Source organism: Streptomyces pseudovenezuelae, assembly GCF_001513955.1.
GTDB lineage: Bacteria > Actinomycetota > Actinomycetes > Streptomycetales > Streptomycetaceae > Streptomyces > Streptomyces pseudovenezuelae.
Genome location: NZ_KQ948144.1, coordinates 784,981 through 808,653, shown reverse-complemented (window position 1 = coordinate 808,653; position 23,673 = coordinate 784,981). Strand labels below are relative to the sequence as shown.

At 71.8% G+C, this 23,673-nt stretch carries 21 protein-coding genes and 1 pseudogene; 13 read left to right on the top strand and 9 right to left on the bottom strand.

The features are described 5' to 3' along the window. Window positions 1–243: 243 nt before the first annotated feature. Window positions 244–795 carry a hypothetical protein gene (locus AQI94_RS45460; RefSeq protein WP_225890146.1) on the top strand — a complete coding sequence of 184 codons (552 nt, stop codon included), beginning with the start codon at window positions 244–246 and terminating at the stop codon, window positions 793–795. Between the two features lie 151 nt (window positions 796–946). Then, window positions 947–1,447 (top strand): hypothetical protein, encoded by a 501-nt coding sequence (locus AQI94_RS03450; RefSeq protein ID WP_031045687.1) that lies wholly within the window; start codon window positions 947–949, stop codon window positions 1,445–1,447. A gap of 21 nt (window positions 1,448–1,468) precedes the next feature. Here AQI94_RS03450 and AQI94_RS03445 read toward each other — a convergent pair whose 3' ends face one another. Beyond that, on the bottom strand, window positions 1,469–2,383 hold the full coding sequence (locus tag AQI94_RS03445; protein ID WP_051832217.1) for a DUF4231 domain-containing protein: 915 nt from the start codon (window positions 2,381–2,383) through the stop codon (window positions 1,469–1,471). A 204-nt stretch (window positions 2,384–2,587) separates the two neighbouring features. Between AQI94_RS03445 and AQI94_RS44525 the strand changes: the two genes are divergently transcribed. The 5 genes from AQI94_RS44525 (at window position 2,588) to fxsT (ending at window position 11,269) form a co-directional block, all read left to right on the top strand. Continuing rightward, window positions 2,588–2,740 carry a hypothetical protein gene (locus AQI94_RS44525; RefSeq protein ID WP_158806257.1) on the top strand — a complete coding sequence of 51 codons (153 nt, stop codon included), beginning with the start codon at window positions 2,588–2,590 and terminating at the stop codon, window positions 2,738–2,740. A gap of 156 nt (window positions 2,741–2,896) precedes the next feature. Beyond that, window positions 2,897–5,086: a radical SAM/SPASM protein FxsBH, inactivated beta-hydroxylase extension form gene (gene fxsBH / locus AQI94_RS03440; protein WP_225890145.1), complete on the top strand. Its 2,190-nt coding sequence runs from the start codon at window positions 2,897–2,899 to the stop codon at window positions 5,084–5,086. Window positions 5,087–5,220: 134 nt separating this feature from the next. Beyond that, window positions 5,221–5,934: an AAC(3) family N-acetyltransferase gene (locus AQI94_RS03435; RefSeq protein ID WP_078902741.1), complete on the top strand. Its 714-nt coding sequence runs from the start codon at window positions 5,221–5,223 to the stop codon at window positions 5,932–5,934. 86 nt (window positions 5,935–6,020) lie between these two features. Next, on the top strand, window positions 6,021–7,352 hold the full coding sequence (locus tag AQI94_RS03430) for a TIR-like protein FxsC (protein WP_225890144.1): 1,332 nt from the start codon (window positions 6,021–6,023) through the stop codon (window positions 7,350–7,352). Beyond that, the gene (gene fxsT / locus AQI94_RS03425) at window positions 7,349–11,269 is read left to right on the top strand and encodes an FxSxx-COOH system tetratricopeptide repeat protein (RefSeq protein ID WP_031045676.1); all 3,921 of its coding nucleotides are present in this window, start codon (window positions 7,349–7,351) and stop codon (window positions 11,267–11,269) included. The genes AQI94_RS03430 and fxsT overlap by 4 nt, the downstream gene beginning before the upstream one ends. 513 nt (window positions 11,270–11,782) lie before the next feature. On the opposite strand, the gene AQI94_RS03420 is transcribed toward fxsT, so the two are convergent. Further along, window positions 11,783–12,661: an alpha/beta fold hydrolase gene (locus tag AQI94_RS03420; protein ID WP_031045673.1), complete on the bottom strand. Its 879-nt coding sequence runs from the start codon at window positions 12,659–12,661 to the stop codon at window positions 11,783–11,785. Window positions 12,662–12,844: 183 nt separating this feature from the next. Beyond that, a complete protein-coding gene (locus AQI94_RS03415; RefSeq protein WP_031045669.1) occupies window positions 12,845–13,783 on the bottom strand; it encodes an anti-sigma factor RsbA family regulatory protein in 939 nt (312 codons plus the stop codon). Between the two features lie 340 nt (window positions 13,784–14,123). Here AQI94_RS03415 and AQI94_RS03410 point away from each other — a divergent pair, with 340 nt between their 5' ends. Next, window positions 14,124–14,795 (top strand): ANTAR domain-containing protein, encoded by a 672-nt coding sequence (locus AQI94_RS03410; RefSeq protein WP_031045666.1) that lies wholly within the window; start codon window positions 14,124–14,126, stop codon window positions 14,793–14,795. Between the two features lie 460 nt (window positions 14,796–15,255). After that, on the top strand, window positions 15,256–15,771 hold the full coding sequence (locus AQI94_RS03405) for a hypothetical protein (RefSeq protein WP_079062529.1): 516 nt from the start codon (window positions 15,256–15,258) through the stop codon (window positions 15,769–15,771). A 76-nt stretch (window positions 15,772–15,847) separates the two neighbouring features. Here AQI94_RS03405 and AQI94_RS03400 read toward each other — a convergent pair whose 3' ends face one another. From AQI94_RS03400 to AQI94_RS03390, 3 genes are all read right to left on the bottom strand, one after another. Next, on the bottom strand, window positions 15,848–16,543 hold the full coding sequence (locus AQI94_RS03400; protein ID WP_062229574.1) for a SecDF P1 head subdomain-containing protein: 696 nt from the start codon (window positions 16,541–16,543) through the stop codon (window positions 15,848–15,850). Next, a complete protein-coding gene (locus tag AQI94_RS03395) occupies window positions 16,540–17,061 on the bottom strand; it encodes a SigE family RNA polymerase sigma factor (RefSeq protein ID WP_031047805.1) in 522 nt (173 codons plus the stop codon). Before AQI94_RS03395 ends, AQI94_RS03400 begins: the two co-directional genes overlap by 4 nt. A gap of 130 nt (window positions 17,062–17,191) precedes the next feature. Further along, window positions 17,192–18,298 carry a fatty acid desaturase family protein gene (locus tag AQI94_RS03390; protein WP_051832352.1) on the bottom strand — a complete coding sequence of 369 codons (1,107 nt, stop codon included), beginning with the start codon at window positions 18,296–18,298 and terminating at the stop codon, window positions 17,192–17,194. Window positions 18,299–18,708: 410 nt separating this feature from the next. Here AQI94_RS03390 and AQI94_RS03385 point away from each other — a divergent pair, with 410 nt between their 5' ends. After that, on the top strand, window positions 18,709–18,990 hold the full coding sequence (locus tag AQI94_RS03385; RefSeq protein ID WP_031047798.1) for a hypothetical protein: 282 nt from the start codon (window positions 18,709–18,711) through the stop codon (window positions 18,988–18,990). A gap of 139 nt (window positions 18,991–19,129) precedes the next feature. Here the strand turns inward: AQI94_RS03385 and AQI94_RS03380 are convergent, their stop codons facing one another. Continuing rightward, window positions 19,130–19,444, bottom strand: coding sequence for a hypothetical protein (locus AQI94_RS03380; RefSeq protein WP_051832348.1), 315 nt, complete (start codon window positions 19,442–19,444; stop codon window positions 19,130–19,132). Between the two features lie 3 nt (window positions 19,445–19,447). Between AQI94_RS03380 and AQI94_RS42470 the strand changes: the two are divergent. The 3 genes and pseudogenes from AQI94_RS42470 to AQI94_RS03365 all read left to right on the top strand — a co-directional run. Then, window positions 19,448–19,807 (top strand): annotated as a pseudogene (locus AQI94_RS42470) (MFS transporter); the annotation flags it as partial. A 272-nt stretch (window positions 19,808–20,079) separates the two neighbouring features. Beyond that, on the top strand, window positions 20,080–20,295 hold the full coding sequence (locus AQI94_RS03370) for a type II toxin-antitoxin system VapB family antitoxin (protein WP_031047790.1): 216 nt from the start codon (window positions 20,080–20,082) through the stop codon (window positions 20,293–20,295). Further along, the gene (locus tag AQI94_RS03365; protein WP_031047772.1) at window positions 20,292–20,705 is read left to right on the top strand and encodes a PIN domain nuclease; all 414 of its coding nucleotides are present in this window, start codon (window positions 20,292–20,294) and stop codon (window positions 20,703–20,705) included. The genes AQI94_RS03370 and AQI94_RS03365 overlap by 4 nt, the downstream gene beginning before the upstream one ends. A gap of 359 nt (window positions 20,706–21,064) precedes the next feature. On the opposite strand, the gene AQI94_RS03360 is transcribed toward AQI94_RS03365, so the two are convergent. Then, entirely contained in the window at window positions 21,065–22,087 is a 1,023-nt protein-coding gene (locus AQI94_RS03360) for an alcohol dehydrogenase catalytic domain-containing protein (RefSeq protein WP_037942782.1), read from the bottom strand. A 58-nt stretch (window positions 22,088–22,145) separates the two neighbouring features. Beyond that, complete coding sequence (locus AQI94_RS03355; RefSeq protein ID WP_031047767.1) at window positions 22,146–23,582, bottom strand: carboxylesterase family protein; 1,437 nt, start codon at window positions 23,580–23,582, stop codon at window positions 22,146–22,148. Window positions 23,583–23,673 lie beyond the last annotated feature (91 nt).

Genomic DNA, 23,673 nt, shown 5'->3' with positions numbered 1-23,673 from the left:
ACGCCCGCACCCTGCCGCCGGCCCCGGACGTCCCACCGGTCCGTCCCGGGAGGGGAGGAGCTGGACCACGAGGGTGACCAGGTCAGTCGGCCACGCGGGCGGCGGTCGTACGGCACGCGGTGGGGCTGCAGAGCCGGCACCACCGCGAACGACGGCTGCTGCGGGAGGTGCCGGCGCAGGCACTGATCGATGTGCTGTCGGCGTCCCCGCTGTACTCGCTCGCCACGCCTCGCCACGCCCGAGGTGTGGTCGACGCGGCACGCGGCCCTGTTCGACACGGCCAAGGGCGTCAACCACCTCGCCGTGGTGGGCGGGCACTCGCTGGACATGTCCCAGTACGCCGTGGGGGACTTCACCGAGATCTCGGCGGCCCTGGCGACCCGGATCGACCGGGATCACCATGGAGGAGACCAGCGAGCCGACCGAGGTGACCTCGCCGGACCAGATCGCGCGGGGCGGCCTGTTGGAGTCGGGCGCCGCGGATCGAGGTGCACGGGCGGGCTGGCTGGTCCTGGTCTCGCCGGACGACTCCCTGGTGGCACCCGCCCGACCCTGACCCATGCGCCGGCCGACGGCTCCCCCGCCCGGCAGCTCACCGTCCCCGCCGCACACCGCCCACTGCTGGGCACCCCCTCCCCTGTCAGCCATGCCGCCCAGGTGTACACGGACCCGGCCCGCGCGATCCGCACGGGCGACGACTTCGGCCCGGACTTCACGACCGCCGTCCGGGTGCACCGGCTGCTGGACACGGCCAAGTCGTCTGCGCGGAGCGGCAGTCGAGTGCGGCTGGGCTGAGCGGACCTCGCCCGACGAGCGGGGCGTGAGCGGGTGCGCCCCTGTGTGCTCCCCGCCGACGGCGTTACGGTTGTAGTCACCGACGGCTGTGGGAGGCTCTCTCGTGACGAGCGGAACCGCGACGACCCGACAGGCCGGCACCTCTCCCACCGTGACCAGACCGGCTCTCACCACCGTCACCCGGATCGGGGTGACGGGGCACCGTTCCATCCCGGGCCAGGTGCTGCCGGTCGTGCGGGCCGGGATGCGCGGACACCTCGGCGGCGGCGCCCTGGAGGCCCTCACCTGTCTCGCGGCCGGTGCCGACCAGCTGTTCGCGGACATCGCCCTGAACAGCGGTGTCCCGGTGACGGCGGTGATCCCGGGCATGGACTACGAGGCCCACCTCGACGACGACGCGGCACGCGCGGGGTACCGCAGGATCCTGCGTGCCTGCGCGCACCGCGTCCAGCTGCCGCCCGAGCCGACGCACGAGGAGGCGTACTTCGCGGCGGGCCGCTGGATCGTCGACCACTGCGACCGCCTGATCGCGGTGTGGGACGGCCGCCCCGCGCGGGGCCTCGGGGGCACCGGCGACGTGGTGGCCTACGCGCGCAGGACCGGGGTTCCGGTGACCGTGCTGTGGGAGCCGGACGTACGCCGTCAGCCATGACCCGCGATCTCTGATGGACCGTCAATTGCCGAATCGTCCCAGCCAGTCCGAGTGCTGCGGCGACACCAGCCGTTCCGCCTCCGCCACCGCGAGGGCCCACCGGTCCTCGGTCACGGTCGTGCTCATCTCGACCCTCAGGGTCTCCAGATCCTGCTCGACCAGCGAGTGCGCGTAGGTCAGCGGCCGGTGCCTGCGCACCTCCTGCCAGGCCACGCCGGCCGCGGCGGCCGCGCTGAGCACGCCGGTCAGGTCCCAGCCGCCGAGCAGCCCGGCCGCCCTGAGCACGGCGGCGAGCAGGGCCAGCAGGGTCAGTACGGCGGTCACGGACGACCACTGCACGGAGGCGCGGTGGGCCTGCGCGGCACGCCGTCGGTACCAGGCGTGCTGCTCCAGTAATCGCTCCCGCAGGTAGACGTCCCGCCGCACCGAGAAGGCCTTCGCCCGCACCTGCCGCATCACCGGCGTGATCTGCCCCTCGCCGCGGGCGTGGGCGTCGTTCCTGGAGTCCTCCCAGCCCACCTTGCGCATCTCCCTGAGCCGTTCCTCGACCCGCTCCGCGAACAGCGCGTCCGCGTTGGCCACTTGGGAGTGAAAGACACCCCCGTGCACCATGTACTGCCACGCCAGGGACTTCAGCATCTCGGCGACGGCCCGATGGGCCTGCCAGCGCGCGCGGGCACGCCGGCGCGTGGTGTGCAGACCGATGGCGATGGTCAGGGCGTACAGCAGCGCGGCCAGGAGTGCCGGGACATGGCTGTCCAGGCGTTCCGCCAGCATGGCCGCGGTCGTGGCCGCCAGCAGGACGACCAACTGGGCGCGGACGGCACGGAACGATTCACTCTGATGGGCGATCGCGAGTTGATCGTTAACGCGGAAGAGTGGGGGGAGGTCGTCGTCCTTCCACGTGACCCCCGGCCCCGGAATACCGACCCTCATGGTCCACCCCCGACAGCAAGCTCCCCCGGACATTCGAGTATGGGCGCGCACGAGCCCCCCAGCCATGCTCAGGAACCCTTCGGCTGCGGTATCGTCCGCCTAAAACCGGGTTGTCTCTGTCTCATGGTTCGTTTTCCGACACCGGGCCTCTGGCCTCCTTGGGCCGGGGACACGCCGGTCCCCACGGAAGGAGACATCAGACAGATGAAGGCTCAGACGGTCACGGAACACACGACGGCCGCCGGCTCCGCCCCGCACGGACAGCACACCCCGCTCGGTGCGATCGGTTCCCCTGCCACGACCAAGGCCGCCGACCGGGTCACGGGAGACCAGGCAGGGTTCAACTCCTCTCTGTAGGGCGGACAGTCCGGCCGCGACCGCGCACACCGTCCACGATGGGGCGCGCGGTCGATCCGCTGGGCGTTCGATCTGATGCCACAACACACCTGTGCGGTAACCCAATTGGCCGATTCGGGGCGTGCGGTAGTGACGGCGCGCGCTAGCGTGTGCTAAGTGACCGTCTCTCTGGGGGAACACCCACTCCAGCAACTCGTCCTGAAGATTCACAGTCGATGTGATCTGGCGTGCGACCACTGCTATGTGTACGAGCACGCGGACAAGAGCTGGAAGACCCGCCCGGTCGTGATCGGGCAGGACACGGTCAGTCGGACCGCGGCGCGGTTCGCCACGTACGCACGCGAGCACGACCTGGCCGACGTCACCGTGATCCTGCACGGCGGTGAGCCCCTGCTGGCCGGCCCCGCCCGACTGCGCGCCATCTGCGACGAGTTCAGCCAGGCCTTCGCCGGCGTCAGCAGGCTCAAGCTCAAGATCCACACCAACGCTGTACAGCTGAGCCGCCGCCACCTGGACGTCTTCCGGGAGTACGACGTCGCCGTGAGCGTCTCACTGGACGGCGATCAAGCCGCAAATGACCGGCACCGGCTCGACCGCAGATACCGGAGCAGCTACCACCGGGTGCTGCGCGCGATCGACCTGCTGCGCACCGAGGAGTACCGCCACCTCTTCGGCGGGCTGCTCTGCACGGTGGACGTGGCGAACGACCCCATCGCCGTGCACGACGCGCTGACCGCGCTCTCGCCGCCCCGGATCGACTACCTGCTGCCCCACTCCACCTGGGACACCCCGCCGCCGCGAGGTTCCTCCGGTTCGGCGACCGCGTACGCCGAGTGGTTGCTGGCCGTGTTCGACCGCTGGACGGAGCAGGGCCGCACCGTGCGGGTGCGGACCTTCGACTCGGTGCTCAGCACCCTGCGGGGCGGACCCAGCCTGACCGAGGCCATGGGACTGGCGCCCTCCGACCTGGCCGTCGTGGAGACGGACGGTTCCTTCGAGCAGGTGGACTCGCTCAAGACGGCCTACGACGGGGCGCCCGCCACGGGCTACCACGTCGATGAACACACCTTCGAGCAAGTGGCCCGGCATCCCGGAGTGCAGGCCCGGCAACGGGGCCTGCTGGGGCTTTCCAGAACCTGCCAGGAATGCCCGGTCGTCCAGTCCTGCGGCGGCGGTCTCTACGCCCACCGGTACAGCAGCGAACGGGAGTTCGATAACCCCTCGGTGTTCTGCGAGGACCTGCGTGCCCTCGTCGACGGGATCGCCGAGCGGATCACCGACCGCTCCCTCTCGCCCGCCGTCCTCGACCCCGAGGCCCTGCGGTTCGCCCGGCAGGAGCTGGATCGGACCCTCCTCGCCTACGCCAACCAGCGGCTGGCCGGGCACCCCGACTGGGACGAGACCTGGCCCGCCCTCCTCCGGCTGGACGCGGACCGGAGCACCGCGGAGCATCTCAACCGGGTGCTGTCCCACCCCTACCTGCGCGCCGCTCTGCGGAGCGCCGAGGCTGCCCGCATCACCGCGGCCCGCTTCGCCCGCGTCGCCGTGGCGGCGGCCGTGCACGCGCATGCCCCGCTCCGGCTCGCCTGGGAGCAGTGGGACCGGGAGATGCACCTGCCGACCCTGGGCACCCTGACCCTGCCGGCGCCGGGACGGGTGGAGGCCGTCGTGAGCGCGCGGGGACTCGACGTGCACACCGCCGACGGGACCCGCCTTGCCGTCCGCGATCAACTCACCGATTTCTGGCGCCCGTTGTCGGTGCTGAAGGTGGCGGCCGCCGAGCCGCTGCTCATCGACGACGCGGATCCCCGCCGTGCCGTCTACCCCGCTCCCGTCACCGACCCGCTGACCCCGGACGAACTCGCCGCGTTCCGCGAGCGGCTGCGTGCCGCGTACGAGCTGCGGGCGGAGCGGGGGCCCGCGGCGGAGGACGACCGGAACGCCCTGCGGGTGGACGCCGTCACCCCGCTCGTCGCCGGGGCCGGAGTCCGGCTCGCCACCGACGGCCTGGGCGGACTCGGGGTGGCCGTCGACTTCGAACCGGACCTGTTCGTACGCGAGTTGCCCCGGCTGGGACGCCGGGCCCGGCTGGCCGCCCTGCGCGCGACAACCGATCTGCATGTGCTCGGCAACCAGGCCGGCCGGCTGCTCACCGAGGTCGTCGACGCGCTCGGCGACGTGGCGTACTGGGGCCGCGGGACCCCCGAGGGCGTGAGGGCGCTGGCCCGGGCCGGCCGCACCCTGGCCGCTCTGGCCGAACTGCCCGACCGCGACCTCACCGAGAGCGGCGAGGTGCTGGCGGCCGAACTGCGGGCGGAGTGGGATGCGATCGCGGGACGGCCGTGACGGGCACGGCCTTCGCGGCGGAAGCTCCGGGCGCCGCCCGGCGTGACACCCGCAGGGCCGCCGACCCAGGCGCACAGGAGCACCAACTGGTGGGCCTGCTGGCCGAGTTGCCCATCCGGTCGGAGCGCCCCCTCATGGTGCACGCCTCCCTGAGCGGCACCGGCCTATCCCCCACCCGGGTCCGTGACGCGCTGCTCGAAACGCTCGGCCCCCATGGCACGCTCGTCGTGCCCGCCTTCACCCCTGAGAACTCGGACAGCTCCCGCGCCCACCAGGCCCTGGTCGCGCACCTCAGCGCGCAGGAGGCCGAGCAGTTCCGCGCGTCGATGCCGCCCTTCGCACCGGACTCCACCCCCTGCCCGTCGATGGGGGCGCTGGCCGAGTGTGTGCGGACCACGCCGGGAGCCGTGCGCAGTGCCCACCCGCAGACCTCGCTGGCCGCGATCGGCCCGCGGGCGGGCGAACTGCTCGCCGGACACGACCCGCACTGTCACCTCGGCGAGCGCTCACCGCTCGCCCGGCTGTACGCCGCGGACGCCCAGGTCCTGCTGTTGCGCATGGGATTCGAGGTGTGCAGCGCCTTCCACCTCGCCGAGTACCGCATGACCCCGCCACCACCCCCGAGGCTGTACCGCTGCGTGGTGGGCCACCGGGGCAACTGGGTCACCTACGAGGATCTGACCCTGTACGACGGTGACTTCGCGGAGGCCGGCGCACGGCTTCCGGATGCACTCCTCCTGCGACGGGAGTGGGCCGGAAGACCCGTCACACTGTTCGGGATGCGGGCCGCCGTCGACGACGTACGCGATCAACTGTCCAGATCTCGTCTCCGGAATGACGTGAAATAAGCGATCCGTAAGGCCTCACGGTCGGGCACATTGTTCTTCCGGTTCCAGGTGGCTCCGGCTACGGGGTCACCGACGCGCAGGGGGGCGTGTTGGACACACCTGACGGGGAGTGGGGGCAGGCCTCGGCCGAGGGGCAGCCCTATTTCTTCCTCAGCTACGCCCACACCCCGCCGTGGGGATCGGGCGGCGGCGACCCCGACCACTGGGTGCACCAGCTCTACCGGGACCTGTGCAACCACATCATGGCGCTCACCGACCTGCCCGCCGGCTCCGAAGTCGGCTTCATAGACCGGGAGATGGGATCCGGGGTCGGCTGGCCGCGCAAGCTCAGCGAGAACCTGGCCCGCTGCCGGGTCTTCATACCGCTGCTGTCCCCGCGGTACTTCACCAGCGAGATGTGCGGCCGGGAACTGTTCGCGTTCAACGAGCGCATCCTGCACGCCAGGGCCGTCGGCGGACGCGAGGTGTCCGCCATTGTCCCGGCCCTGTGGACGCGCGTCGACTTCCACCAACTGCCGGACTCCATACGCCACATACACCTGGACCGCACGACCTTCGGCGACCGTTACGCGACCAACGGCTTCTACGGGCTCATCAAGCTCAGCAGACTGCGCGACGAGTACGAGGAGACCGTCCTCACCCTCGCCCAGCGCATCGTCCAGGTGGCCGAGGAGTCGCCGCTGCCCCCCGGCCGGCTGCGCGACTACGAGACCACCCCGAGCGCGTTCCGGCCGCGCGGCGAGGAACCGCGGCACATCCATCTGACGGTGGCCGCGCCCACCCTCGACAGTGTTCCCGAGGACCGGGACCGGCGCCCGTACGGCGAGGACCCGCTGGACTGGAACCCGTACCACTCCGAGTCGACCCGCCCGCTGCCCGCACTGGCGGAGGAGCTGATCCGCTCCCTGGACTACCGGCCGACGGTCTCCTCCTTCGACGACGAGGACACCGAAGGGCCCCTCACGGCCGACGCCGGCGAGGAGGGCGGCAAGACCGGCCGCCCGCGCATCCTGCTGGTGGACCGGTGGACGCTGACGGACGAGGAACAGCGGCGCCGGCTCAAGGCGTTCGACTCCCAGGCCGAGCCGTGGGTGAGCGTCGTCGTCCCCTGGAACCGGGCCGACCTGCAGTGCCACGGGGACGAGGGCCAGCGCCTGACCAAAGAGTTCGAGCGGACCCTGCCCCTGCTGCTGGAGCGCGGCCGACGCACCGACTGCCGTACCGCGGTCAACGGCGTCCCCACGCTCAAGGCGTTCACCGACGTGCTGCCCGCCGTCGTGGCGCACACCACCCGGCAGTACCTGAAACACGCGGAGGCCCATCCGCCGCCGGGTCCGCACGTGCCCAGGCCCCGTCTGCTGGGCCCCATCCAGCCGCCGTACCCCGAAGGCGGATCCGACCACGGAGGAGAAGCATGACGGGCCCGCGCGACGGACGTGTCATCACTTTCTATTCGTACAAAGGCGGCACGGGGCGCACCATGGCGCTGGCCAACACCGCCTGGATCCTGGCCGCCAACGGCAAGCGGGTCCTCGCCGTCGACTGGGACCTGGAGGCACCGGGCCTGCACCGCTTCTTCCACCCGTTCCTCGACCCCAAGGCGCTGTCCGCGACGCCGGGCGTCATCAACATCATCCAGGACTTCGCCTGGGCCGCGACCACCAACACCCAGCGCCCCGACGACTGGCACCTGTCCCACGCCCAGGTCGAGCAGCACGCGGTGTCCATCCGTCCCGAGCGCTTCGACCTGCACTTCCCCGAGGGCGGCTCCCTGGACTTCCTGTCCGCCGGCCGCCAGGACCGGGCCTACTCGACGGCTGTCACCTCCTTCGAGTGGGACAACTTCTACGAGCGTCTCGGCGGCGGCACCTTCCTCAGGGCACTGCGGGCCAGCATGAAGGCGACGTACGACTACGTCCTGATCGACAGCCGCACCGGTCTGTCGGACAGCGCCGACATCTGCACCATGGAGATGCCCGACGTCCTGGTGGACTGCTTCACCCTGAGCGACCAGGCGCTGGAGGGCGCGGCGGTGGTCGCCCGCAGTGTCGAGGAGGGGTACCGGCCGCGGCGGATACGGGTCCTGCCGGTGCCGATGCGCATCGACGAGGGCGAGAAGGAGAAGGTCGACGCCGGCCGCGCGCTGGCCCGGATGCGGTTCGAGGGACTGCCCAAGGGGGCGGACGGCCGGCCGCTGAGCCAGGAGGAGCTGAGCGCCTACTGGGGCAACGTCGAGATCCCCTACCGCCCCTACTACGCCTACGAGGAGACGCTCGCCACCGTCGGGGACGAGAGCGGCATCGCCAACTCGCTGCTGTCCGCCTTCGAGCGGCTCACCGCCGTGATCTCCGACCGCGAGGTCACCTCACTGCCGCAGATCCCCGAACCGGTCCGGCTGCGCTGCCGGGACGCCTACCTCAGGCGCCGGCCGCTGACCAGCGTGGCCGACGTCGTGGTGGCGTACGCGGCGGAGAAGCGGATGTGGGCCGACTGGGTGGAGTACCTCCTCAATCGGGCGGGCTGCGACGTCACCCTGCACGAGATATCCACCGGGCCGGTCGAGCCGGCGGAGACCACCGCCCACACCGTGGTGCTGCTGTCGAAGACCTTCCAGGAGTCCCGGTACGCCGACTCCGTGTGGCGCGCCCTCGGCGAGCGGACCCCGGACGCCGTACGCGGCTCGGTGGTGCCGCTGCGCGTCGAGGAGGTCCCGCTCCCGGAGCCGTGCGCCGACCTGCACCGGCTCGACGAGACGGAGTGCGTGGCCGCACTCCAGCGGGCACTGGAACTGCCGTTGCAGCAGGCGGAGAGCAGCCCCTCGGCGCCCCGCTTCCCCGGCATCACCCCCGGCATCTGGAACGCGCCCCAGCGCAACACCACCTTCACCGGCCGGACCTCGATCATGGACCGCATCCGCACCCAGCTCGGCGACCTGTCCGGGCCGCCGCAGCCCCAGGCGCTGTTCGGCCTGGGCGGCGTGGGCAAGACACAGCTCGCCATCGAGTACGTGCACCGGTTCATGGCCGACTACGACCTGGTCTGGTGGATATCCGCCGAGCACATCGACGACGTGGTCGCCTCGCTCGCCGAACTCGCGCCGCTGATAGGCGCGGTGGGCACCGAGGAGGACATGACGAAGGCCAGCCAGGAAGCCGTGCAGCGGCTGTCCCGGGGGCTGCCCACCAAGCGCTGGATCCTGGTCTTCGACAACGCCGGCAATCCCGCGGAGCTCACCCGCTACTTCCCCACCGGGGACGGCGGCCACATCCTCGTCACCTCCCGCAACCAGACCTGGTCCCAGCACGGGGCGTCCCAGCAGATCGACGTCTTCGAACGCCAGGAGAGCATCGAGCACCTGACCCGGCGTCGCGAGGGCGGGCTGTCGGCCGAGGACGCCGACCGGGTGGCGGAGGCCGTCGGCGACCTGCCGCTCGCGGTCGAACAGGCGGCGGCCTGGCTGGCCGAGACCGCCACCCCCATCGAGGACTACCTGCGGCAGCTGGCCCGTCAGACCACCGAGGTCCTGGACCTCAACCAGCCGCCCGACTATCCGCGCACGGTCGCGGCGACCTGGAACGTCTCCATCGAGCAGTTGGAGAAACGATCACCCGCGGCGGTACGGCTGCTGCAGCTGTGCGCCTTCCTCGCGCCCGAGCCGATCTCCCAGCAGCTGCTCTACAGCAAGGAGATGATCGCGGCCCTCAAGCCGTACGACCCCTCGCTGCAGGAGAGTCTGCTGCTCGGCCGGGTCATCCGGGAGATCGGCCGGTTCGCGCTCGCCAAGGTCGACCAGAAGACCAACAGCCTCCAGGTGCACCGGCTCGTGCAGGCGGTGATCCGCTCCCAGATGCCGGAGGACAGGCAGCGGGAGGCCCGGCATGTCGTGCACACCGTCCTGGCGGGCGCCCGGCCCGACGGCGACGAGCCCATAGACGACCCGACGACCTGGCCCCGGTTCGCCGTCATCTGGCCGCACCTGGCGGCCTCCGACGCCCGCAACTGCCGTGAGGCCGACACCCGTCGGCTGCTCATCGACCGGGTCCGCTACCAGTGGAAGCGCGGTGACTTCCTGGCCGCCCGGCGCCTGGCGGAGGACCTGCTCCAGCACTGGAAGCCGATGCTCGGCGAGGACGACGTCTACTACCTCTACCTGCGCTTCCACCTCGCCAACGTGCTGCGCTCACAAGGGCGTTACGTGGAGGCCCGGGAGATCGGCGAGGACCTGCTGGAACGCCAGCGCCGCGAACTGGGCGAGCAGCACCCGCACACATACGCCACCATGTCCGGACTCTCCAGCGACCTGGCCGCCCTCGGGGAGTACACCAAGGCCGTCGGGCTGGCCAAGGAGGCGCACACCGGCTTCAGCGAGATCTTCCACGAGTCGCACTCGCGCACCCTCAGCGCGGCCAACAACCTCGCCCTCGCCCTGCGGATGGTGGGCAACTACGGCGAGGCACGCGGCATCGACCAGGACACGCTCGACCGGCGCATGGCCATCCTCGGTCCCGACCACCCGTACACGCTGGCCTCGGCCGAGTGCCTCGGCCGTGACCTCAGGGAGGTAGGGCGGTACGCGGAGTCGGTGTCGATCCTGTCCCGGACGTACGCGGCCCACAAACGGATCCTCACCAGAGAGTTCCCCGGCACCCTGCGCTGCGCCAAGTCGCTTGCGGTGTCGCTGCGCCGCAACGGCCAGCTGGAGGACGCCCGCCGGCTCACCGAGGCGACCCGCAAGCAGTACAAGGACCAGTACACGGCCCCGACACCCGACTCGCTGGCCTGCGACCTGAACCTGGCGGCGGACCTGTTCGCGGCGGACGAACGGGACCGGGGGCGCGAGGTGGCCAGGGAGGTGCTCGCCGAGTACATGAAGGTGCCGGGCGAGGCCCACCCGTACACCCAGGCGGCCCTGAACAACCTGGGGATCTTCCACTGGGGCTGCGGGGACCTGGACGAGGCGGAGGCGGTGTTCCTGAAGGTGCTCCCCCGGATGGCGGAGGTGCTGGGAGCGCACCATCCGCACGCCGTGTTCTGCAGCGTGAACTACGCCAACGTCCTCTACGACCAGGGCCGTTACGAGGAGGCGCGGGAACGCGACGAGGCGGCGCTGCCGGTGCTGCGCGAGGCGCTCGGCGGCCACCACCCCGAGACGCTCGCGGTGGTCACCAACCTGGGGCTCACCCTGCGGGCCCTGGGCCGCGACGGCGAGGCCCGCGCCCTGCGGGACGAGGCGATGGCGGAGCTGCGCCTGCTGCTCGGGGAGGACAACGGCATCACCCTGCTGGCGAGCCGCGAACGACGGATCTACCGGGACCTGGAGCCGCTGTCGGTGTGACCCGGGAGGGTGCGGCACGCCCGCGTGGCACGGCCCCCGCGCGAGCGTGCCGCACCCAAACGCCTCACACGGCACCCTCACGTCCGCGGGCCCGCACAGCCAGACACCCGGCAGGCAATACACCCGCACGGCGATACACCCTCGCGTCCACGCACCCGCCCTGTCAGCACGGCCGCAGGCTCAGACACCCGGCAACGCGAATACACCCGCACATCCGCCCACCGAAGCCCCCGCCCGTCAGCACCCTCACACTGTCAGACGCTCCGCACGGCGATACACCCTCGCGTCCACGCAGCCGCCCTGTCAGCACGCCCGCGGGCCCAGAGAACCGGGCATCGCGCATACACCCGCACATCCGCCCACCCACCCGCCGACGCACCGTCACGAACAGACGCCCTGCGTCTCAACAAGCCGACGCGCCCCGCACGGGCAGACAACCGGCAAGGCACACCACCCGCACCCACCCCTCAGCGTCCCCGCACACCCAGACGCCCCACCCGGCCGCCCCCACCGTCAATGCGCCATCACGTCGGCAAGCAGCCAGTCCAGTACCGCCGGCAGCGCCCGCAGTGCGGCGAAATGGGCCGAGGTGGGTTCCAGGACGGCCGTGGCACGCGGGATGCGGTCGGCGAGCCAGGAGGCGTGCGAGGCCGGCGAGAAGGCGTCGTCCTTGCCGTGCCACAGCAGCACCGGCACCTTGATCCGCGCCGGGTCGAAGCCCCAGGACGCGGTGAGGGCGATGGCGTCGTCGATCCAGCCGTACGGTGAAGTCCGCAGCGCCTCACGGTAGTTGCGCAGCAGCATCGAGCGGATGGTGTTGTCCGAGACGATCAGCCGGTCGTCGGCGGTGAGGTCCTCGCGCAGTTCCTCCAGCAGACGCGCTGGATCGCTGCGGATGGCGGCGGAGCGCGGGATGATCCCGGCGGCGAACCGCTCGGGGTCGGTGGCGGCCGTGCTCAGGGCGGCGACGTTGGACGGCGCCATCCCGGCGTACCAGTCCAGGCCCTCGGCGTCGCGCGGGGCCCAACCGACCATCGCGGCCGCCCTGGTGACCCGGCCGGGCAGCAGCGCGGCGCAGGCGAGGGCGTGCGGGGCGCCCGCGGACCGGCCGGCCACCGCGAACCGGTCCAGTTCCAGGGCGTCGGCGACATCGGCGACGTCCTGGGCCACGTCGGCCACCCGGCGGCGCGGCATACGGTCCGAACCGCCGTACCCCGGACGGTCGTAGCTGATGAGACGCGCGCCGCGCTGGTGGAGGAACATCGAACGGGGTTTGGGCCCCACCCGGCTGCCCGGCATGCCGTGCAGGAGGAACACGGGACGTCCGTGCGGGTCCCCCGAGACCTCCACCCGTAATCGTCGTCCGTCCGCCGTGCGCACATGATCGGGCACCGCCGCGCTCCCCCCACCCGAGGCCTTGACCGGGCCAACGCTGCCCGAACCCTGCCCACACGGGCGTACGGCGAAACGAACACGCAGGTCAAGCGGGGGCCGGGGCCGCTGCGACCGGCGCAGTTCGGCCATCCCGCACAGGTCCCGCCGTGACCGGTGGCCGTGACATGCGGGCCTCGGTGGTCAGAGGGCGAACCAGCAGCGGACGGTCGTGCCGTCCGGCCCGGTGTGCACGCGCACGAGGTCGGCGACGAGGTTGACGACGAGCAGGCCGCGGCCGCCGAACTGGTCCCGCGAGGGTGGCCGGCGGCCGGCCAGCAGATCGGTGAGGTGTCCCTGGTCGCGGACCTCGCACACCACATGCCCGTCTTCGGCCCACACCCTGAGCAGGCCCGAACCGCCGCCGTGCACCACGCTGTTGGTGGTCAGCTCGGCGACGGCCAGCGCCAGGTCGTCGAGCCGGGGCCGCACGAGCCCGAACCGCTCGGCCGCGTCGGACGCGAAGTGCCGGATCTCGCCGAGCACATCGGCGACGAAGGCGTGGGCGGCCACGTCCGGGGCCGGGGGCAGCGGGGCGTTGTAGCGGGCGTGCACGGCCTCGAAGTCGTACCGTCCGCTCTCCTCCTCCCGCCCGGAGCCGGCGTCGACGACGACGGGGTGGGTGGCGTGGGCGTCGGCGACGACCTGCGGGTCGAGGCGGCGGGTGTCGTAGGGGCACAGGATGGTGACCTCGCGGCCCTGGAAGGCGGCGTTGATCAGCGCCTCGTGCTGGACGCACGCGGGGTACTCGACGGCCGAGCGGCCGGCCCAGATCGGTTCCCCGACGATCCGCACCCGGGTGCCGGGCGGCTGGGCGTCGGCGAAGGCGCGCAGCACCCCGGGGATGATCCGGCCGGGGTTGCGCCCGGCCTCCCGCATGTCGAGGAACCGTACGGCCTGCTCGGCGCCGATCTCCGCCTTCAGCAGCCGCAGGTTCTCGGTGGGCACGGCCACGGCGACCGGTTCCCCGGCGGCGAGCGCCTTGTGCACGAACGGCACCACTGCGGCCAGGTACTCGCGCTCGTCGCGGTAGAAGAGCGCGGGATGCGCGAACGGATCCGCCGCCTCGGTCGGCGCGTTCACCGCGGCGTCGCCACGTACCCGTACGCCGGAAAGCGGCGCCGTGGCGCCCGGTACCGGACCGTCATACCCACTCCCCACTGCCGACCCGCCTCTCTCCCCTCCACTGCTCCGATACGTCTCTCCGCCCGAAACGTCTCCTGTCAAGACCTGGATGAGACCGCTTTTACCCCCTGAGTACGCCCGTCACGCCCCGCCGGACCGGGTGTACTCCCCCGACGGGCCGGGCAGGCGATTCCCAGCGCCGCGGGTTCCCGCACGGCCACACCCCTGGGCAGAGCGGGAATCCGGCGGCGATCGGTGACTCAACGTCGTGACGACTGTGGGGAGCAGCGAGGCGGACATGAGGTCAGCGACACACACATCGCGCGCGGAGCGGCTGAAGACCTTGGCCATCGACAGCAGCGTGGCCGGGGGCAGGGCCGTGCTCGTCCCCCGCGGCGATCTGATGCACGGCTGTGCGGACACCCTGACCAGGGCCCTGGCCCGGCTGCCGGAGGACATCGACCGGGTCGAGCTGGACATGACCGGCGTCTGTTTCATGGACACGACGGGACTGCACTTCCTGGAAGTCCTCGACACCTACGGCCGCGGCCGTCGCGTACGGGTGACGGCGACCGGCTGGGCCGAACAGCCGCGCCAGGTCCTGGAGATGGCCGGTCTCGACCCCGACGATCCGCTGCACGGCCCCGGAACGCGCCGGGAGCCCGTGCCCACCACGGTGATTCTGGAGCGCACCCGGCAACTGGACCGGCTGCGCACGGAGGTCGAGCAGCTCCGGCAGGCGATCGCCACCCGCCCGGTCATCGACCAGGCGCGCGGGGTCCTGATGGCCACCCACGCCTGCTCGCCGGACCAGGCGTGGGACGTCCTGCGGGAGGCCTCCCAGCTCTCCAACACCAAGCTGCGCAAGGTCGCCGAGGTGGTCACGGCCGGTGCCGAGGGCGGTGGTCCGCATCCGTCGCCCGAACTCCGCCGGGCGCTGCGGACCGCGATCGACCGCTGTCTGAACTGAGCCGCGGCCGTGGGCCGTTGTGCCGTTGTCCCGTCAGTACGGCAGCAGTCGTCCCGACGGTGTCCTGCGGTCGATCTCGGGCTGCCGGGTGTCACGGGAGGACGAGGGCCGGCGGCTGACGCGAACACGGATCTGACGGTTCATGGCGCCCTCCCAGGGCCTGGATTCCTGTTCCCCGACACGAACCAGCCTCGCCCTTGAGACCCGCCCGCACATCGTGCCCACGGAGGCACCTGCCCTGCCTCCCCGGGACGACCGCACCGCCTCCCGCTACGCCCGGGGGAGGAGAACTACCCCCGAGAAGGCCCGATCAAGCCTTGTCGGACAGGACACGAAGGAACACACGCCCGCGCACGAGGCGCACACTGGAGAAACGCGGCGGCCGGACGCCGGTCCTCCGCACCCGCGAGGGCCTGCCCGGGGCCCGGTCGCCACGGACCCACGGACGCCAGGAGGGGCCATGCGCACAGGCACAGCTCCGGACGCGCCCGCGCCCCGAGCCGCCCGGTGGCTCGCGGCCCTACGGCCACTGCTGCGCTCCCTGGTACGCCGCCGCCCGGCCCCCGTCGGCCCGTCCCGGCCGGACCAGTTGAGGGCGCTCGTCGCCGTGCTGGACGAGGCGGTGGCCGCGCAGCGGCCGGCCGACGAGGCGGTCGCCGCGTGCGGCGAGCCCGGCCCGGTGTCCCGCGGGACGGCCCGGGACTGCGGGCAGCAGAGCATCGCCCTGCACCGGCTGCGCGCCCGGCTCCAGGACCTGGGCACCACCGACCCGGAACTGTTGGCGGCGCAGGCCCGCGCGGCCCGGCTGCTCGCCTACGACCTGTGGATGCTGCGCGCCTCGATGAACCTGGCCTTCACCGTCCGCCCCGGCGACCGCACCGAGGCGGCCCGGCTGCGCCTGAACGGCCTGGGCCGCCCCGCGGACGACCTGCGCCGGCTGCGCGACACCTTGCGCGCGGAGCTCCCCGAGACGTAGCTCGTCCCTTCGTCTCTGCCTCGGCGGCGGATCGAACGTCCCGCGGCCCTCGGACGGCAGCCGTGCCTCGGTCCGGTCACCTGCCGGGGTCCAGGCGGCGGGCGAGGTCGTGGGCGGTGGCGCTGGTGAGGTCCCCGACGTAGGAACCGACGATCTCGATACGGCCGCCGGTGATCGAGGAGGCCACGTAGGGGGTGCTCCACAGTTTGCCGTCGACGACGATGGCGAATTCGTTGCGCGGGGGCGGAGCCGACGCGAGGGAACCGGTGAGGGCGGCGAAACGGGCCCGGTCGGCGGAGTTGAAGGTCACCTCGACCTGCCAGGTGCCGTCGAGGGTGCTCCTGGCGGCCTTGGCGGAGGCGACCCGGACGTCGACCATGCCCCTGGTCCGGTCGGCCTGGACGCAGAACCCCGGGTGGGTCGCGCTCGCCCGCACGCTGTACCCGCTGCTGCCGGGGGCACAGGCGTGCTGCGTGGACGAGGTGACCGGCAGGAGGGACATCAGGGCCGCCTTCCCGGTGCTGTCCCCCGCCGCGGGCTGCACCACGTGCGCGCGCGGGCTGGTCCCGTCCGGGACGGCCACCCAGGCGGCGGCGACCGCGGCGGCGACGGCGATGCCGGCCCCGGCGCGGACGAGCCGCTGCCGCCGCCGGGCGATCCGCAACGCGCCGTCGGCGAGTCCGGCCAGCCGGACACCGGCGGCGTCGGCTCCGCTCCCCCGGACCTCGGCGTGCAGGGCCTCGCGCAGCGGGTGTTCGGTCGAGTCGTTCATGCGACGACGCCCCTTCCGGAGGCAGTGGACAGGGTGCTGCGCAACGAGGTGAGCGCCTTGTGGGTCTGGCTGCGGACGGTCCCCTGGGCGACGCCCAGAATCGCGGCGATCTCGGCGTCCGGCCGGTCCTCGAAGTAGCGCAGCACGATCACCGCACGCTGGCGCTTGGGCAGCCTCCGCAGCGCGGCCATGATGTCCTGCCGCTGCACCACGGTGTCGGCCCAGTCGGCGGCCTGCGCGGACGGCTGGTCCGGCAGGGTGTCGGTGACCGTCTCCCGTCCCCAGCTGAGCAGCCGGAAACGGTCCACCTGGGCGTGGTAGAGCGCCCGGCGCACATAGATCTCGGGCTGCTCCCGGTCCCGCAGCTTCGACCAGCGCCGGGCGGTGGCGGCCAGCGCGGTCTGGAGCAGGTCCCGGCCCTGCTCCCAGTCCCCGGTCAGCAGGTAGGCCGTATGCAGCAGCGATCTCGACCGCGCCGCCACGAACTCGCGGAACTGGCGTTCCTCGTCGGCGTTCAATGCGCCCTCCCTCGTTCCCCCGTATAGACGGGCGGGGAAGGGGGTTCGACTGCCCTGCCGGCCGGACTTTCTCGCGACCGGTGACGAGTGACTACGAGGCGGAGATGAGGCGGGGTCCGCTCGGGCTCGGTCAGTACTCCAGCTCGGGGCGCAGTCGCAGCGGGCCGCCGACCGCGTGGAGGTGCCGCAGCACCTGGGCGTAGGAGTCGAGGAGACCCGTCTCGTGGTACGCGATGGAGTGCCGGGCGCAGTAGGTGCGCACGAGTTCCTGGGCGTGGCGCAGGCTGGGCCGCGGCATGGAGGGGAACAGGTGGTGCTCGATCTGGTAGTTGAGGCCGCCGAGCGCGAGGTCGGTGAGCCGGTGACCACGGATGTTGCGTGACGTCAGTACCTGCCGACGCAGGAAGTCGACCTTGTCGTCCTTGCCGAACAGGGCCATGCCCTTGTGGTTCGGGGCGAACGAGCACCCCATGTACAGGCCGAACAGCCCTTGGTGCACGAGGAGGAAGACCACGGCCTGCACGGGGGTCAGGACCAGGAACAGTGCCGCGAGATAGCCGACGAGATGCGCTGTCAGCAGGCCGGCCTCGGCCACCTTGGTCGTCCGCGAGGTCGCCGTGCCGGTGCGGTCGAGCAGGGCCTGTACGCCGGCGACGTGCAGGGCGAGTCCTTCCAGCAGCAGCATCGGGAAGAACAGCCAGGCCTGGTGACGGCCCAGCCAGGCGTACGCCCCGCTGCGGACACGGGCCTGGTCCTCGGTGAAGGCGATCGCGCCGTCGGCGATGTCGGGGTCGCGGTCGACGTGGTTCGGGTGGGAGTGGTGGCGGTTGTGCTTGGTGATCCACCAGCCGTAGCTGAGGCCGATCAGCAGGTCGGCGTGGACGCGGCCGAGCAGGTTGTTGACGCGCTTGGAACCGGCGATCTGCTGGTGTCCCGCGTCGTGCCCGATGAAGCCCGTCTGGGTGAACATCACGGCGAGGAAGGCGGCTGTCAGCAGCTGCCACCAGGACGGGCCGATCAGGGCGAACGCGGTCCAGCCGGCGGCCAGCAGGAGGAGGTTCGCACCGACCTTGACGGAGTAGTAGCCGGGCCGGCGCTTCAGCAGCCCGCTCCGCTTCACCTCACGGCAGAGCGCCGCGTAGTCGCTGCCCCGGGTGTCCGGAGCCGGGGCGGTCGGCCCGGCGGACGGGGCGACCGGGTCGGGGCCCCGGTCGATGATGTCGGCGCTCAGGGCCATGGGACGTCTCCTTCGAGATGGCGAGTAGGTCGGGTGCGCGTGATCGCGCGGTCCCGGGCTGTTGGTCGCCAGCCGTCGAAGAAAACCCTGGAAACGACGGAACGCCCGCCGGCAGAACTCCGCGGGCGCTTCCACGTTCGCAAACTCCAACTACAACCACCCACTGGAACGACCGGCGCGCGAGGAACGTTCCCTCCGGGTCCTGCACGGGCTCGACGGCGCTCCCTGCGGCCGCTGGGAGTCCCGGTCCGGTCCCCGCGAGGTCGGGAGGGGAGTACGGTTGCGGCACCGAGCGCACCCCCTCCCGTATCCGGTCGCGCCCAGCGCAGCGGATCTCCCGGCCATCGGAGCGTCCTCCGGGCGTTCCGGCATCTGGCATACGCCCGAACCGACCAAAAGGATCCGGACGCATGTATTCACAGGACTCGATCTCCGGCCACCGCCGCGGCCGCCGCGAACCGACCCCGGAGGTGCTCGCGGGACTCGCCTGCCTCATCTGCGGCACCGACTACCGCAACGCGCCCGACGCGGAGGCGGTGGTGGTCACCCACCGCGACGACAAGCAGCTGCTCGCCTGCCGCGGCACGTGCGCGCGCATGGCCGGCGCGTCGGTCGACGGCCTGGACGAGACGCCCCTCCCCCTGGCCGAGCGCGTGCGCGCGCACGGGAGTTCCCCCACGCGGGACGCCTGACACGACGACACGAACGAGACGATGAGAGGGCGTCGGGGACGACACCGGCGTTGGCCATGTGCAGCAGCACCAGGTCCGAGGCAGCCGGCCCCCAGCGGGGTCGGTCGGTGGATCCGTCGCCGTGTCGGGCAGGTGCGGCTCAGCCGCGTGGTCCCGCGCCGTGCAGGAGTGTGTCGATGACGAGTGCGACCAGCGCGTCCGGGTCCTGCGCGGCTGGATCCTGGTCGGCGCCCGGCCTGTCGAGGGCTTCGCCGAGGAGGGCGTAATACACCTGCCGCGTCCAGTCCAGGTCCGCGTCCGGGGCGAGGAGTCTCTCCTTCTGCGCTCGCGCGAGGAGTTCGACGGTGTAGGTGTCGATCTCTTCCCAGATGGCGGCTGCGGCGCTGCTATGGGGCGTGGCGTGACTGAGGGTGAAGCGCCAGGTGTTCTTGACCCGCAGGACGTTCGCGGTCACCCGGTGGCCCTCGGCCCGTGGATGTGGGCCGCGTTCACCGGCTGGGCTCTGTGAGGCCTGGGCCTGTCCGGCCGCGTCCCGCAGCTGTTCAGCGCGGCCGGGCACGCCGACCCCTCCGCCGCCGGAGCCAATGTCTCCCGCGTCGCCGGACTCGGCTACATCGGCATGCCCGCCGGCCCCGCAGTGATCGGCCGGCTGTCCCACCTCGTCACGCTCAACCACGCCTTCGTCCTGCCGACCCTGCTGTGCGCGACCACCGCCGTGGGCGCCGACGTCCTGCGCACCGGCCCCGACCGCACACACCGGTCCGGTCCGGCGTCCGACCACACCCGCCGGACCGAGACCGCGACCTGCCGCCACTGACCGCTTGTGCGGCACGGTCCCTGACAACCGTGCCGCACAAGCTCTCCTCCCCCGGGTCACCGGGGCCGGGGTGGAAACCCCGCCTCGACGACCGCGAGGAGAACGTCCGCGCGGCGCAAGCGGTCGGCATGAACGGCCACGTCTTCGACAGCCGGGCCGAACTCGCGCCCGTCGTCGACGCGTGGGCCAAGTCAGACCACCCAGGGACGCCCGTCGATATACAATCGATCATGTATATTGATATATTCCGCAGTGTGCATGAGGAGGCCGTCTTGAGCCGCACCGTGATCGACCTCGACGACGAGGCACTGGAAGAAGCCGCCAAGGAACTCGGCACCACCACCAAGCGCGACACCATCAACACCGCCCTGCGAGAGGTCACCGCCCGCTACCGGCGCCTGCGCGCGCTCGAAGACGCCCGGCAACTGGTGACCGACGGAGCCCTGGACATCGACATTCTCCTGAACAAGAACCAGTACCGGCCGTGACCGTCGCCGACTACCTCATCGACACCTCCGCCCTCGCCCGCGTCCTGCTCCGTCAGACCACAACCGAGTGGGACGACAGGATCGGCGCCGGCCTCGTCGCGATCTGCGACATCACGGAACTCGAGGTCCTCCACTCCGCCCGCTCAACCGCGGACCGCGCGCGGCTGAAGGATGCACTCGACGCCCACTACGCGTGGTGCCCCATGCCTGACGGCATCTACCGCCGCTCCCGCATCGTCCAGGAACAACTGACCACCAAAGGGGAACACCGCGGTGCGGGCCCCGTCGATCTCCTGGTGGCCGCCGCCGCGGAAGAAGCAGGCCTCACCCTGCTCCACTTCGACCGCGACTTCGAAACCATTGCTCGCACGACGGGGCAGCCGGTCCGCATGATCGATCTCAGGCAGTAGAGTCCGCGCGGCTGCACGGACGGGCGTCAATTCCCCCACTGCCGAACGGCCCTCTTCCCGCGCCCTCGCACCCGCCCCGCGCACTGAGCCGCCTCGCCTGCACCCCGTCCGGGGCTTGCCGGTGGGTCGCGCCACCGAGCGCAACGCCGGGGTCGCACGTCTGGAGTACCGGCAGGCCACGGGTCCACCGCTGTTGGTCACTGGCAGGACCGGTCGCGCTCGCCGCCATCCGTTGTCGATCGAGCACCCCATACGTGCACCTGTCCCGGAGGGCGACGGCTTCGTCCACGATCGCGGGGTCGGTGGCGTCGGGCGGGACGAAGTCGGCCCGTACGAGTCGTTTCCCGGTTGCCCGGGTCTCAGTCGTCCAGGACGACGACGTGCTTGCCCGGCATGGTGCCGGACTCGACGTCGGCCTGGGCGTCACGGACCTGTTCCAGGCCGTGGTAGACCTTCGCGACCGGGACGCTGAGGCGTCCTGCGGCGATGGCCTGGAGCTGGTGGGCGAAGACGTCGGCCGGGAGGTCGGCCGCCTGACCGCCGTAGGACGTCAGCCGCACCCCGCCCGGGATCATGAACGGGCTGAAATCGGGGATCGTCCACTGACCCGCCAGGGCTCCGGTGAAGCAGACCGTGCCGTGCCGGCGAACGGTGCGGAGGGTGTCGGCGAGGACCGAGCAGCCCACCAGCTCCAGTACGGCGTCGACACCCTCCGGCATCAGCTCGCGCACCTGGTCGGCGATCGTGCCGCTGTCGACGAGGGGATGGTCTACGCCTGCGGCCCGCAATTCCCCGGCCCGACCGGGGCTGCGGGTGGTGGACAGCACGGTGGCTCCGAGGTCCTTCGCCAGCGTGGCCGCGCTCAGCCCGACCGTGGAGGTGCCGCCGCGGATCAGCAGCGTCTGCCCGGCCTTGAGGTCCAGGCCGGTGGTCAGCGATCCGTAGGCGGTCTGGAACATCTCCGGCAGCGCACCGACGACCTCCCACGGCAGACCGGACTCGAACGGGATGACCTGTCCGGCCGGGACGCTCACGTACTGGGCGTACGTGCCGTCGTAGGAGCGGCCCATGCCGCCCATCATCGTGGCCACCTGCTGTCCCGGCCGCAGCCCGCTGTCCTCGTCGGCCTCGTCGACCACGCCGACGCCCTCGATGCCGGGCACCCGCGGGTAGCCGACCTCCGCGTCCGACTCGCCCTTGCGGGTGGTGACCTCGGACTCGTTGACGCCGAACGCCTTCACCCTGATCCGCACCCAGCCGGGCTCGCGTGCGGGCACCGGCACATCCTGGATCTCCAGTGCGTCGAGGCCGCCGGGCCGGGTGACGACGACGGCCCGCATCGTCGCCTGTGCGGCGTCGTCGGCTGCTGTCGGTTGGCTCATGCCGGATTCCTCACTCTGTTCGCCCCGTGGTGCGCGGTGGGGTATCGCCCGATGCCCGTCAGGGGCGGTCGATGCCCTCCCACAGATCGAGGGCCTGCTGGTAGTGGGTGGTGGCCTCGAAGGGAGGGTTGCCGACGCTTTCCGAGGTGGGCCGGCTCGTGACGGCGGGCCACAGCCGGGGCTGCTCGCCGGCGGCGAAGTCGAGCACGATGTCGCGGATACGCTGGTCACGCTCGGCCTGTTCCGCGCTGCGGCCCGGCCGCTCCTGGCCGACCAGCGCGTACATCTCGGTGCCGTGCACGGCGGGCGCGCCCTCGGCGGGCCCGATCAGAAGGAGATGGGCGTTGCCGCCCGCCGCGGTGTGCGCCAGGGCGCCGCGGGCTGCGGGGAGCCCGAAGATGTAGTCCGACAGGAGTGCGGCGCGGACTTCGGCAGGGGTGCGGCCGCCCTGGTCGTAGGCGTCGACGATCTTCTTGGCGCGGGAGCGGGGAATGCGCCACCCGGCGACCTCGTCGACGATGCGGTCGACGGTGTGCGGGTCGAACCGGTCGAGGTCGTTCGCCACCCACCAGCCCATGTCGTCACTGGCCATGCTCAGCAGCACGTCGACATCACGGTGTGCGCCCGAGGCGAGTTCGTCCATGGGGTGGGCGTGCAGCACCGCGCCGGGCTGTCCGGTGTCCAGGACGACGCCGAGGCTCTTGCTGTCCATCCCGCCACGGACTCCGAGGTCCGTCGGGGTGACCTTGTGCAGGGCGGCCACCAGGGAGGCCGTATCAAGGTCGAGCAGCTTCTCCGGGTTGTCCGCGACGCCGAGCTCGGTGACGAACCGGTGGGCGAGTTCCTCGGCCCACCAGACCGGCTGGAGACGCGAGGGCCCGGCGGAGAAGCCGGCCAATCGCCGGTACAGGCCGCCTGCGGAGGCGGCGCCGAGCAGCCCGAAGGTGGCATAGGCGCCGCCGCTGTGGCCGTAGACGGTGACGTTCTCGGGGTCGCCACCGAAGTGGGCGATGTTCCGCTTGATCCAGGTCAGTGCGGCGATGACATCCTGTAGGCAGAGGTTACTGGCCTCGGCGAGCCGCCCGCCGTACTGCGACAGCGAGAGCGCGCCCAGCGCGCCGAGCCGGTAGTTGACCGACACACCCACCACGCGCCCCGAGGCGGCGAGGCCGGAGGTGTTCGAGGTGATCTGCGTGTTCGCGCCGTACTCGAATCCGCCGCCGTGGATGTACACGGCCACCGGAAGCGCCGTCCCGGCCGGCTGCTCGGGAGCCCACACGTTCAGGTTCAGACAGTCCTCGCCCATCCCGCTGTCCGCTTCCAGCCAGTCGCCGCTGTCGGGCTGGGGAGAGACGACGCCCTTGCGGTCAGAGGGACGGTACGGATCGAAATCCGCGACCACGGGGCGGCGGTACCGCTCGGCGGTGGCGTAAGGGATTCCCCACCAGGACCGCACCCGGGGTGCGGTCGGGGCCTTGGGAGCGGTGGCGGTCAAGGCAGGTCCTTCCGGCGCGATTCAGGTGTTCGCGCGGTGCTTCGGCGGCTGGTTGCTCGCGGTGACGCCTCCCATCGTTTCCCGGGATCCG